The following is a 12,028-nucleotide window of genomic DNA, read 5'->3' as shown; positions in this document are numbered from 1 at the left end:
CGACAGACCGGATTCGCGAGGGAAAGACAAGGTGACTGCCGTCACCATCAATTTTCATCGCCGGCAATCACGCCGCTGCGACAGGGTCAGGCTATCAGTGACGAACAGGAACGTAAAGAGAACAAGGCCAGGCGACCGCAGCTTACCCGGCCCGCTGTGGATCGTTCTCCAGCTGGATCGGCTTGCCATGCGGCGTTGCGTGCGCGGCGCGTTCCCAGGCAGCGGCGAGCGCATCGACGTCGCGCTTTCCGGCAACGCCCTTGGCCAAAAGCAGCTTTTCCAGCGCTGCCAGCCAGTGCTCGTAGTAATCGTGACCGTCGCGCGCGGCGCCCGGCCGCTTCAACTCTGCCGACAAAGCATCCGCCCATTCGCTCCACGAAAACAGCCCGTTGTCGTGCAGTGCTACCGTCATGGCAAAGGCCTCTGCTTGCCACGGCTCGGCAAACACAGGCGCCTCGACACCGGCGGGCAGCATGGCGGCGACTGAGCCCGTCTCACGCCGGCTCAAGGTAGCTCTCCCAGGCATCGATCGACACGACAAGTGTCGGATCGGCGCCCTCGCCCCAGATTTCGCCGCCGGTGAAGGCCACCGTATAGACCCATTGCGGGTTTTCGCCCTGGCCGTGTGCATTGGTGTCGGGAAAGACAAAGCCGTCGCGCACAGCCTCGACGACGCCTCGCTTGCCGCGTGCATAGCGCGGCAGTCTGGTGTGGCCGGTCGGATGAAAGTTCCTGGTTCGCACGGGGTCGCCCGCCTTGAACCGCGCAGGCGCGGCGACAGGCCGGTCGCAGGGCCCGCCCTTGGCCAGCACCGCCGGAACGTCCTTAGCCTTCAGCACCCGTTTGGGTGTCGCTGCCGGGTCGACTGCGTCGCCCGTAGCCAGGTCGCGGTCGCTGACGAAACCATGGCGTTTGAGCAGCACCTCCAGCGCCTTGATCCATATCTGGTAGTAGCTGGAGGCATAATAATCCGCTGGATGCAGCGATTCCCGCGCGTGCCGGCTCTCGTCGATGGTCCAGGCCCCCATGGCGCCGGCGCACAGCGTCACGCCCAGCGCCCGCCTTTCCCAATCGGCATGGAAATAGGGTTCGTCCGGTTCGGGCGCGACCGGCCCGAAACCCATCTGGCCGCCGAGATCCTGCGGCCCGTTCATGCCGGCTCCCGCGCCAACGCCGTGCCGATCATGGCATCGCGCGTCACCAGATCGGCGAGCCGTGCCTCATCCCAGCCCTCCGTACCCCGGGGACGCATCGGCACCACCAGATAGCGCAGCTCGGCGGTCGAATCCCACACCCGGATTGTCGTCCTCGCCGGCAAGGTCAGACCGAATTCCTCGAGCACGCCGCGCGGATCGATCACTGCGCGCGAACGGTAGGGCGGCGCCTTGTACCAGACCGGCGGCAGGCCGAGAACCGACCACGGATAGCAGGAGCACAGCGTGCAGACGACGAGGTTGTGCGTGTCGGCCGTATTGAACACCGCCTGCATGTGCTCGCCTTGCCGGCCGGTGTAGCCGAGCGATTCGATGGCCGCCGTCGCATCACGCTTCAGCCATGCGGCAAACCCGGGATCAACCCAGGCCTTCGCCACCACCTTTGCGCCGTTGCGCGGCCCGATCTTGGTCTCATAGGTGTCGACGATAACATCGATCGCCGCCGGATCGATCAGGCCTTTGCGGGTGAGAATCGTCTCCAGCGCGCGCACCCGCGCCGCAAAAGGATCAAGCTCGTTGTCGTGGTCGTGATTGTGCGGCATGGCGTCAAATTACGATCGCGGACCCCCGGCCGCAAGCACCACGGCTTGGGCCAGCGCTATTCGGCTGCCGCCTTCTGCGGCACCGGTTCTTCCTCCTCGTCGAACAGTGACGGCTGGTCGACCGCTTCGACCGGGCTCGGCTCGCCCCGGCGCCGTGCCCACAGCCTGACCAGCCAGCCGGAAAAATGCTCCATGTAGACGTAAATGACGGGCGTGACGAACAGCGTCAGTGCCTGCGAGGCGACAAGACCGCCGACCACCGCCACGCCGAGAGGCTGGCGCAATTCCGCGCTGGCGCCGGTGCCGAGCGCGATCGGGATGGTGCCCATCAGCGCGGCAAGCGTGGTCATCATGATCGGCCGGAAGCGCATCAGGCAGGCCTTGTGGATGGATTCGACAGGCGACATCCCCTCGCGCCTGAGTTCCAGCGCCACGTCGATCATCATGATGCCGTTCTTCTTGACGATGCCGATCAGCATCAGGATGCCGATCACCGCGATCACCGAAAGATCCATCCCCGCCAGCCGCAGTGCCACCAGCGCGCCGAGCACCGCCGATGGAAGCCCGGTCAGGATGGTGAGCGGGTGGATGAAGCTCTCATAGAGCATGCCGAGAACGATATAGATGGTCAGAATCGCGCCGCCGATCAGCAGCCCCTGGTTGGAAAGCGAATCCTGGAACGTCTTGGCCGTGCCCGAGAAGGCGGTCGAGATCGTCGGCGGCATGCCGATCTTGTCCTTCAGCGCGTTGATGTGGCTCACGCTGTCGCCGAGGGCCACGCCTTGCGGCAGATTGTAGGAGATGGTCACTGCCGGAAGCTGGCCGAGCTGGTTGACGGTCAAAGCACCGGCGGTCCGATCGACGCGGGCGAACGCACCGAGCGGCACCAGGCTGCCGCTCGCCGTTCTCACCTTGATGGCCAGCATCCGCTCGGGCGACCACTCGATCTTCGGATCGAGCTCCATGATCACGTCGTAGCTGTCGGCCGAACCGAAGATGGTCGACACCTGCTGGGTGCCGAAACCGCCATAGAGGCTGGAGCGCAGCGTGTCGGTATCGACGCCGAGGTTCGCCGCCTTGTCGCGGTCGATCACCAGCGTCGCCTGTAGCGCGTTGTTCTGCAGGTCATTGGTGACGTCGGTGAAGGCGGCATGATCGGCAGCCATCGCGTCCGTCAGCCTCTGCGCCCAGACGTTCGTCAGGCCGGTATCGAGGCCCTGAACGGCAAGCTGGTAGGCACTCGCCGAAGAACGCGCGCCGAGCCGCAGGTTCTGCACCGGCTGCATGTAGGTTTCGATGCCGGGCACATTGGCCAGCTGGCGCCGCAGGTCCGTAAGCACCTTGTCGATGTTCGGTCGCTGGTCCTTGTCTTTCAGCTGCACAAACAGCTGGCCCTGGTTGAGCGCATTGTTTCCACTGCCCGCCGACCAGCCGACATGCGCGACGTAGGGCGAATGGGTGAAGACATCCGCCACTTGCCCCTGCAGCTTCACCATCGCGTCAAACGAAATGTCCTGGCGCGCGATGGTCGTCACCGAGACCTGGCCGATATCCTCCTGCGGGAAGAAGCCCTTCGGCGAAATCTGGATCAGCCACACCGACAGCCCGGCGGTCACCAGGAAGACAAGGAAGACAAGGAAATTGTGGCGCAGGCAGAATGTCAGCAGCCTGTCATAGCCCTGCATGAAGACGTTTTGTCTATGGCCTTCACCGTGCGCTGCTTTCTGCTCGGCTTTCGATAATGACAACAGCCGCGAGCACAGCATCGGCGTCAGCGTCAGCGAGACGAACATCGACGCCAGGATGGCGACCGTCACCACCACCGCGAATTCGTTGAAGATGCGCCCGATCACGCCGCCCATCAAAAGCACCGGAATGAACACGGCGACCAGCGAGATCGAGATCGAGATGATGGTGAAGCCGATCTCGCGCGCGCCCTTGAGCGACGCCTCGAGGGCAGAGAGCCCGTCCTCCTCCATATGGCGGAAAATGTTTTCGAGCATGACGATTGCATCGTCGACGACAAGACCGACCGCCAGCGTCAGCCCCATCAATGAGACGTTGTCGATGGAAAAGCCGAACAGGTACATCACGCCCAGCGTGGCGATGAGCGAAATCGGCACCGCCACGGCCGGGATGACCGTCGCCGTTACCCGGCGCAGGAACAGGAAGATCACCATCACCACCAGCGCGATGGTGAGCAAGAGCGTGAACTGCACGTCATCGACCGCCTCGCGGACCGATGTCGAGCGGTCGTTTAGCAACTGGATGCTCGCCGCTGCCGGCATCTGATCGTCGAAGGAAGGTAGCATCGCCTTGACGCGGTCGACGACGTCGACGGTATTGGCATCCGGCTGGCGCTGCACCGCCATAATGATGGCGCGGGTGCCGTCATACCAGCTTGCCGTCGTCGTGGTCTCGACCGAATCGATGACGCGGGTCACCTCGCCGAGCCGCACCGGATGGCCGTTCTTGGTTGCGATGATGATGTTGGAGAATCCTGCCGCATTGGTCAGCTGCGTGTTCGCGGTGATCGTCAGCTGCTGTTTGTTGTTCTTGAGCACGCCGAGCGGCGTGTTGCTGTTGGCCGAGGCAATGGCCGTCTGCAGCTGGTCGATCGAGATGCCGCGAGCGGCGAGCGCCGTCGGATCGATCTGGACGCGGACGGCATATTTTTGCTGGCCATAGATCGAAACCTGCGCAACGCCGTCGATCGTCGACAGCGACGGCGAAATCACATTCTCGGCAAACGCGTCGAGATCAGTCAGCGGAATTGTGTCGCTGACCAGCGACATCAGCAGGATCGGCGCATCGGCTGGATTGACCTTGCGGTAGCTCGGCGGGCTGGTCATCTCCGGCGGCAATTGTCGTTGCGTGCGTGCGATCGCTGCCTGCACGTCGGCGGCGGCTGCATCGATGTCGCGGTTGAGCACGAACTGAATGGCGATCGAGGTCGAGCCGAGCGAGTTGGTCGTCGAGATCGAATCGATGCCTGCGATAGTGGCAAACTGCTTGATCAGAGGCGTTGCCACCGAGGTCGCCATGGTTTCCGGCGAAGCCCCGGGCAGCGAGGCCGAGACGTTGACAACCGGAAATTCGGCGCTTGGCAGCGCCGCGACCGGCAGGAATTTGTAAGCAAATAGCCCGCCCAGAACCAGGGCGAACGACATGAGCAACGTGGCGACGGGCCTGCGGATGCAGAATTCGGAAATCATGGCTGTGTTCCGCCCGTCCGGTCAGCCTCGGCAACCTTCGGAGCCGCCTGATCGCCGGTGCCGGTCGAAGCCTTGCCTTCGCGCACCGCCGCGCCGTTCTTCAGTTTGGTCTGACCCTCGACGACGACACGCTCGCCGCTTTTCAATCCTTGGCTGATTGCGGTGTTGGTGCCTTCTGTCAGCGCGACCTGCACGGGCCGCATTTCAACGGTGTTGTCCGGCTTGATCACATAGACGAACGGGCCCTTCTGGCTGGGCTGGACGGCGACCGTCGGAACGGACGTCATTTGTGGCATGATGCCGGCATCGAGCACGACGTTGACGTATTGGCCCGGCCATAGCGAAAGATCGGCGTTGGGCACACTGGCCCGCGTTGCGATCGTGCCGGACGCCGTGTCTACGCTGGAATCGACGAAATCCAGCGTTCCCTTGCCGATCGGCTTCGGGTCGCCGTCCTTGGTCAGCGTCACCGCACCTTGCTGCGGCGCTGCCAGCGCCTTGTGCAGCAAGGCAAGATCGCTTTCGGGGAGATTGAAGTTCACCTGCAGCGGGTCGACCTGCGTGATCGTCACCAGTGGAGTCGACGTGCTGCTGCCGTTGCTGGTGGTGACGAGATCGCCGACGGCGACGTTGACTGCGCCAAGCCTGCCGGAGATCGGCGCCCTGATCGTGGCGAAGCCAAGCTGGATTTGGTCTGCATCGATCGTTGCCTTGTCGGCGTCGACGGTGGCCGCGGCGGATTTCTGCGCCGCGACGGCCTGATCGTAGGTCTGCTGTGTTCCGGCCTGCCTGGCGACGAGATTTTTGGCGCGCTGAAGATCGGCCGTGGCGCTGGCAAGCAGCGCCTGGTCTTTCGCGAGCGTCGCCTGATCGCGTGCCAGTTGTGCCTTCAACGAGCGATCGTCCAGCGAGAACAGAAGGTCGCCGGCCTTCACCATCTGTCCGTCCTTGACCGCGATTGCGACGATCTGACTCGATATCCGCGCGTTGATGCTGACCACGGCAGGAGAGGACACAAAGCCGATGGCATAGCGCCGGACCGGGAAATCGGCCGTCGAAGCGGTGGCGGCAACCACCGAAGTCGAACGAGCGGCATTTGCTGCTGCAGCGGGTTTGTCCGCCGCCGCCGTGGTCTGCTTCGCCGACAGCATCTGCTGAAGACCGGTCATTGCGGTGGGCGAAAAATAGAGCCACGCCGCCGCAAGGCAGGCTGCAGCGATCACCGCAAATACGATCTTTCCGCGCATCGACAAAAGGCCTTCTCAACGCGACACGCCGATTTCCGCTGGTCGCACTCTAGCTCAACTCGCAGCCTCTTGCCGCGATTTTGCCAGATAATAGAGGATGCCGAAGGCGAAAAAGGGCCAAAACCCGTCATTACGAAGATTTAATGTGCAGTGCACAATAAAACGGCAGCTAGCGCAGCATCGGCCACAATGTCGCCGCCAGCATCACACCCATGGCGATGTTGAACCATTTGAGCCGCGCCGTATCCGCCAGAAAACCGCGCAGCGCCATGCCGAAACCGGCCCAGGTCGAAATGCTCGGCAGCATGACGACGGCGAAAGCGGCTCCGATCAGCACCACCGACACAAACGGGCGTTCCGGATTGGTATAGACGGCCATGGCTGTAATCGCCATCACCCAGGCCTTGGGATTGACCCACTGGAAAGCCGCAGCCTCGACGAAGCGCATCGGCTGGCCCTTCGCCTCGCCTTCGCCGCCGAGCGAGCGCGACATGGCGATCTTCCAGGCGAGATAAAGCAGGTAAAGGCCGCCGGCGATCTTCAACCCGGTATGCAGCACCGGAAAGGCCGTCAACACGGCGCCAAGCCCGAAGCCTACGGCAAGCAACAGCACGAGGAAGCCGAAGCCGATGCCGAGCATGTGTGGCACGGTCTTGACCAAGCCGAAATTCACGCCCGAGGCCAGAAGCATGAAATTGTTCGGACCCGGCGTGATCGAGGTCACGAAGGCATAGACCAGCAGGGCGAATAATGCGTCGAGTGTCATGCCGTTCCCCTAATCAATGCGATCGGTGGCAAAGCGACGAGATAGAGCCAAGCTGGATGACTACATCCCTTGCGGGCCGCGGTTCATCGCCGCCACTCCGGTACGGCAGATTTCAACTAGCCCGAGCGGTTTCATGATGGCGATGAACTGATCGAGCTTGGAGCCCTTGCCGGTGATCTCGAAGATGAAATGCTCGGTGTTGGCATCGATGACGCTGGCGCGGAATGCATCGGCGAGCCGGAGCGCCTCGACGCGGGCTTCGCCGGTGCCGGCGACCTTGACCAGCGCGAGTTCCCGCTCCAATGGCCGCTCCTGTCCGAATTCTTGCGACCGCACGGTGAGATCGACGACGCGGTGCACCGGCACGATGCGCTCGAGCTGGTGCTTGATCTGCTCCAGCACGTGCGGCGTGCCGCGCGTCACGATTGTGATGCGCGACAGGTGCTTTTCGTGCTCGGTTTCCGAGACCGTCAGGCTCTCGATGTTGTAGCCACGTCCGGAAAACAGGCCGATGACCCGCGCAAGCACGCCCGGCTCGTTGTCGACCAGGACCGAAAGCGTGTGGTTCTCTGGTTTTTCCGTCTCCTTGGCGATGAAATAGGCGGAGCCGGTCGGTTGCAACTGTGCGTTCATGACATCAATCTCGATTTCAAACTTTTGCGCTAATCTGCTGTTTTCGCACAGCTTCCTTGAACCAGGCTACACCAGTTCCCTGCCCTTGGCGTCGATAGCGTTGGCCACAGCTTCGTCCGTCGCCTCGTCCGGCAACAGCATCTCGTTATGCGCCTTGCCGGACGGGATCATCGGGAAGCAGTTGGCGAGCGTCGCCACGCGGCAGTCGAACAGGACGGGCTTCTTGACCGCTATCATCTCCTTGATGGCGTCGTCGAGCTCGTCCGGCTTGTCGCAGCGAATGCCGTGGCCGCCATAGGCTTCGGCGAGCTTGACGAAATCCGGCATCGCCTCGGTGTAGGAGTGCGACAGCCGGTTGCCGTGCAGCAGCTGCTGCCACTGCCGCACCATGCCCATATATTGGTTGTTGAGGATGAAGATCTTGATCGGCGCCTCGTGCTGGACCGCGGCGCTCATCTCCTGCATCGTCATCTGCACCGAGGCGTCGCCGGCGATATCGATGACCAGGGCATCCGGGTGCGCGATCTGCACGCCGAGCGCGGCCGGCAGGCCGTAGCCCATCGTGCCCAGTCCGCCGGAGGTCATCCAGCGGTTCGGCTTCTCGAAATGATAGTGCTGTGCCGCCCACATTTGATGCTGGCCGACCTCGGTGGTGATGTAGGTGTCGAGGTCCTTGGTCAGCGCATAGAGCCGCTGGACGGCATATTGCGGCATGATCACCTCGTGGTTCATCTTGTAGGCGAGCGAATCGCGCGCGCGCCATTTGGCAATCTGCTCCCACCACGGGTGAAGCGCTTTCTTGTCGGCCTTGGCGGTTGCCCGCCACAGCCGCACCAGATCCTCCAGCACACGCCCGACATCGCCGATGATCGGCACGTCGGTGTGGACGTTCTTGTTGATCGACGACGGATCGATGTCGATGTGGATCTTCTTCGAATTCGGCGAAAACGCCGTCAGCCGCCCGGTGATGCGGTCGTCGAAGCGCGCGCCGATGCAGAGCATGACGTCGCAATCGTGCATCGCCATGTTCGCTTCATACGTGCCGTGCATGCCGAGCATGCCCATCCAGTGCTTGCCCGACGCCGGATAGGCGCCGAGGCCCATCAGCGTCGAGGTGATGGGAAAGCCGGTGAGGTCGACCAGCTCGCGCAGCAGATGGCTCGCCTCCGAGCCGGAATTGATGACGCCGCCGCCCGAATAGATGATCGGCTTCCTGGCGCCGGCCATCAGCTCGACCGCCGCCTTGATCTTTTCCAGATCGCCCTGGACCTTCGGTTGGTAGCTGGTGCGCGGCGCCGTCTGCGGCGGGACATAGATACCCTTGGCGAACTGCACGTCCTTCGGAATGTCGACGACGACCGGACCGGGGCGCCCTGTGGTTGCCACATGGAAGGCCTCGTGGATCGTTGCCGCGAGCTCGTTGACGTCCTTCACCAGCCAGTTGTGCTTGGTGCAGGGCCGCGTGATGCCGACCGTGTCGCACTCCTGGAACGCATCCGAGCCGATCAGCGAAGTCGGCACCTGGCCGGTCAGGCAGACCAGCGGGATCGAGTCCATCAGCGCGTCCTGCAATGGCGTCACCGCATTGGTGGCGCCCGGCCCCGAGGTCACCAGCATGACGCCGGCCTTGCCGGTCGAGCGCGCATAGCCTTCCGCCGCGTGGCCCGCGCCCTGCTCGTGGCGGACGAGGATGTGCTCGACCTCGTCCTGCTGGAAGATTTCATCGTAGATTGGCAGAACCGCGCCGCCCGGATAGCCGAAAACATGCTTGACGCCATTGTCCTTCAGCGCCTGCACCACCATTTCGGCGCCCGTCATTTCGCTCCTTGGCATTTCAGTTCTTGGCATTTCGCGCCGCTCATTCTGTCCACTGCTCATCGGTCTGGTCCCGTACTGTTCGCCATCTGGCGATTGCTGGTCGCTTAGTCGTATTTCGGGCAATAAAAAAGGCCCCCGAGGGAGCCTGTGTCTTGCGCATGGGAGGTCATCGCCCGGCGGTTACACCGCCTTGCCCACGCGCTTTCCTACGAGAATGCGTGCCTTTTTCATGGTGGCGGACAATAGAATTGGTTTGACGCCGCTGTCAACGGCGAATGTGCACTTGGCCTGACGTCGGCACATCCGCCCATTGTGCACCCGCGCCGCCTTTCCGCCGCGCGGGTGTTCCGTTTCAGGCGCAGAGCACCACACCCCTCGCCTTGGCCCAGCGCTCGATGATCTTGCGCTCCTCGAGCGAGGCGAGACGATTGCCGAAACCGCGCACCTGCACCGCACGGTTTTGCGGGTCGAGTTCAATCGTCAGCAACCGCTCGATCTTGCCGAGCGCCGAGCGCCGCAGCACCCAGATCGAGGCATTGCCGGCGATGCATTTGGACGCGTATATCGAGACGCAATGATGCATCGCCCGGCTCTCGGTGACCAGATCCTCGGCTGTCTTCAACTGACGGATGAAGAAACGCTCGCCATGCGCCTTTGCCTCTTTGGTCGACGGCTGCCAGTCCCAGTCGTCCAGGCACGAGCCGTCCCAGGCGTGACCCTGCGACTGCGTCCCGGCAGTACGCGTGGCCCGCCCGGCAGCGCGGCGGCGCATTGCCTCGATGCGTTCGATCGCGGCAATGTCTCGATGCCATTCCAGCATCTGCCGACGCAGCGAGGCGAGCGTGCGACCCTTCAGGCTGTACGCCGCATCGCGCTGGTGCACGGCGCCGATATAGTCGCATAGATCGTCGATCTCCTCCTTCGACGCGGGTTGCCCGCAGAAGAACCGTGTCACCTCGCGCCAGAAGGCCAGATCGTTACGTGGCGTGCGCGCGATTTTCGACTTGGCAAGTCGGGCCGCCAACCCGGAATCATCCGTGTAGGACCGGGCGATCGCCACCCAAAACGCCTCGTCGAACGTGAAATCGCCGGGCAAGTTCAAGAAGCAATGCACCTCCTTGCGAGACAGCCACGCACAGGCGCCCGCCTTGTAGAGCGAGTCACCACGCGCCACTGCGATATACCAAGCCTTGCGAAGCGCAATCTCGCCGGCATTCAACCCCGAGCTGTCCAGCCAGATCCCCTCGAGCGCGGCTGTAACCGGGTAGCGCGCATAGAGATGACGCGCCGCGGCCAGCCGCAGCCGCGCGGGGTCGCGCGTCTTCAGCTTTGGACGCCACAGCGCGCCGTCGCGGATCGCCATGCCGGCAAAGCCCCGACGTGCCTCGTCGAGCGCCCGCTCGAAATCCGGAGCGGGACGCGGGACGGGAAAAACCCGCCGCAGCGTTACGGCATATGCTTCAATGCGTTCGCGCTCGGCATCCTGCCTGCGCTGGATCATGGACTTTGCCATGGCCGTTCTTCCTGATTGGAACCCTGTCAGCCGCACGCAATTCCAGCGTCGGCACGGAATGTGTCGATCTGGATCGCCGGGTCATTGACAGGTCTCCTTTCAGGACGACGGATCAGAATGGGCGGCTTCTCTAAGCTCGCCGCCAATTTGACGCAAGAGCCATTCTTTCCATGCCCGCGATGGTCTGACGGGTGTTGCAAAGGTGCATCGTTGTCGCCATCACCGTGTCCGGCCGACGCGTTTCCAGTAGATGAGGGTGCCTGTCAGCCCGCCATGCGGCTTCAGCGCATAATCCGGTATTTCGCCGGCCAGCGTGAAGCCGAGCTTTTCATAGAGGCCGGAAGCCCCCTCCTCTTTTGCCGTGTCGAGGACCAACAGCGTGCGGCCTTTCTCCACGGCAACGGCTTCCGCCGCCTCCATCAGGCGGGTTGCGATGCCCTTGCCGCGATAATCGAGGCGGGTCATCAGTTTGGCGATCTCGGCCCGGTGCGGCTGGTTGGGAGGGCAGTCGAGCAGCAAGGTGACGGTGCCGACCAGAGCCTCGCCGTTCCACGCCCCAAGCACCGCCCTTTCGCCTCTGGCGGCCGCATGAAGCGACCTGTTCCAGAAGGCCGCGGCCATCTCCGGCGCCAGCGGATGCATGAAGCTGACCAAGCCGCCGGCAGCGACTGTCCCGATCAGCAGATCCGCCAGCATTTTTTGCGTTCCGTCAGTCGTGGTGAGTGGCCTGATTTCGATCGAACTCATGTGGTTCCCCTGCGCCGTCCGTCAATCGAAATGACTGATCCGCTTCCGCTTCCTGGCCCGCCGGATTTCCGCGATGCGATCGGCGTCTTCCTCTTGCAGATGTCGCCCGCGTTCCAGCAGTTCGAGCGTGTATTCCTCATAGGTCAGGCCCAGCCGCTCGGCCTTGTCCAGCCGCATCAGCATGATCTCGCGGCTCGGCACTTTCCATGCCTGGGCATGGGCGGTCCGCCAGGCAAGAAACACATAGGGCTCACCCTTGCCCCAGGGCGGACCGTCATAGTCGTCGAGCGGCGGACCGCCATTGTCGGAGCGTTTCGGACGGCGCGCCTTCAC

At 63.1% G+C, this 12,028-nt stretch carries 11 protein-coding genes; all 11 read right to left on the bottom strand.

Translation table 11 applies throughout. The features are described from left to right. Positions 1-142: 142 nt before the first annotated feature. Entirely contained in the window at positions 143-475 is a 333-nt protein-coding gene (locus NKI16_RS01890; protein WP_352456560.1) for a nitrile hydratase accessory protein, read from the bottom strand. Positions 476-494: 19 nt separating this feature from the next. Then, positions 495-1,154: a nitrile hydratase subunit beta gene (nthB, locus tag NKI16_RS01885; protein ID WP_352456502.1), complete on the bottom strand. Its 660-nt coding sequence runs from the start codon at positions 1,152-1,154 to the stop codon at positions 495-497. Continuing rightward, positions 1,151-1,756, bottom strand: coding sequence for a nitrile hydratase subunit alpha (gene nthA / locus NKI16_RS01880; protein WP_352570421.1), 606 nt, complete (start codon positions 1,754-1,756; stop codon positions 1,151-1,153). The genes nthB and nthA overlap by 4 nt, the downstream gene beginning before the upstream one ends. Positions 1,757-1,812: 56 nt before the next feature. Continuing rightward, entirely contained in the window at positions 1,813-4,971 is a 3,159-nt protein-coding gene (locus NKI16_RS01875) for an efflux RND transporter permease subunit (RefSeq protein WP_352570422.1), read from the bottom strand. Further along, positions 4,968-6,218, bottom strand: a complete 1,251-nt coding sequence (locus tag NKI16_RS01870) for an efflux RND transporter periplasmic adaptor subunit (RefSeq protein WP_352622756.1) — start codon at positions 6,216-6,218, stop codon at positions 4,968-4,970. The genes NKI16_RS01875 and NKI16_RS01870 overlap by 4 nt, the downstream gene beginning before the upstream one ends. 169 nt (positions 6,219-6,387) lie before the next feature. After that, positions 6,388-6,984 (bottom strand): LysE family translocator, encoded by a 597-nt coding sequence (locus NKI16_RS01865; RefSeq protein WP_352622754.1) that lies wholly within the window; start codon positions 6,982-6,984, stop codon positions 6,388-6,390. Between the two features lie 60 nt (positions 6,985-7,044). Then, complete coding sequence (gene ilvN, locus NKI16_RS01860) at positions 7,045-7,617, bottom strand: acetolactate synthase small subunit (protein WP_023676680.1); 573 nt, start codon at positions 7,615-7,617, stop codon at positions 7,045-7,047. Between the two features lie 66 nt (positions 7,618-7,683). Beyond that, positions 7,684-9,435 carry an acetolactate synthase 3 large subunit gene (locus NKI16_RS01855; protein WP_023676681.1) on the bottom strand — a complete coding sequence of 584 codons (1,752 nt, stop codon included), beginning with the start codon at positions 9,433-9,435 and terminating at the stop codon, positions 7,684-7,686. Between the two features lie 352 nt (positions 9,436-9,787). Next, positions 9,788-10,948 carry a PcfJ domain-containing protein gene (locus NKI16_RS01850; protein WP_023676682.1) on the bottom strand — a complete coding sequence of 387 codons (1,161 nt, stop codon included), beginning with the start codon at positions 10,946-10,948 and terminating at the stop codon, positions 9,788-9,790. Between the two features lie 219 nt (positions 10,949-11,167). Next, complete coding sequence (locus NKI16_RS01845; protein WP_023676683.1) at positions 11,168-11,695, bottom strand: GNAT family N-acetyltransferase; 528 nt, start codon at positions 11,693-11,695, stop codon at positions 11,168-11,170. Between the two features lie 21 nt (positions 11,696-11,716). Next, the gene (locus tag NKI16_RS01840) at positions 11,717-12,028 is read right to left on the bottom strand and encodes a hypothetical protein (RefSeq protein WP_352620213.1); all 312 of its coding nucleotides are present in this window, start codon (positions 12,026-12,028) and stop codon (positions 11,717-11,719) included.

The organism is Mesorhizobium sp. M0698, from assembly GCF_040320455.1.
In the GTDB taxonomy this organism is placed as follows: domain Bacteria; phylum Pseudomonadota; class Alphaproteobacteria; order Rhizobiales; family Rhizobiaceae; genus Mesorhizobium.
The sequence above is the reverse complement of the archived record's forward strand: the minus strand, read 5'-3'. Positions and strand labels throughout refer to the sequence as shown.

Coding starts and splice junctions, on each gene's coding strand:
- NKI16_RS01865 (WP_352622754.1), bottom strand. CDS start 6,984: ATGACACTCGACGCATTATTCGCCCTGCTGGTCTATGCCTTCGTGACC.
- ilvN (WP_023676680.1), bottom strand. CDS start 7,617: ATGAACGCACAGTTGCAACCGACCGGCTCCGCCTATTTCATCGCCAAG.
- nthB (WP_352456502.1), bottom strand. CDS start 1,154: ATGAACGGGCCGCAGGATCTCGGCGGCCAGATGGGTTTCGGGCCGGTC.
- NKI16_RS01855 (WP_023676681.1), bottom strand. CDS start 9,435: ATGACGGGCGCCGAAATGGTGGTGCAGGCGCTGAAGGACAATGGCGTC.
- nthA (WP_352570421.1), bottom strand. CDS start 1,756: ATGCCGCACAATCACGACCACGACAACGAGCTTGATCCTTTTGCGGCG.
- NKI16_RS01870 (WP_352622756.1), bottom strand. CDS start 6,218: ATGCGCGGAAAGATCGTATTTGCGGTGATCGCTGCAGCCTGCCTTGCG.
- NKI16_RS01845 (WP_023676683.1), bottom strand. CDS start 11,695: ATGAGTTCGATCGAAATCAGGCCACTCACCACGACTGACGGAACGCAA.
- NKI16_RS01890 (WP_352456560.1), bottom strand. CDS start 475: ATGCTGCCCGCCGGTGTCGAGGCGCCTGTGTTTGCCGAGCCGTGGCAA.
- NKI16_RS01850 (WP_023676682.1), bottom strand. CDS start 10,948: ATGGCAAAGTCCATGATCCAGCGCAGGCAGGATGCCGAGCGCGAACGC.
- NKI16_RS01875 (WP_352570422.1), bottom strand. CDS start 4,971: ATGATTTCCGAATTCTGCATCCGCAGGCCCGTCGCCACGTTGCTCATG.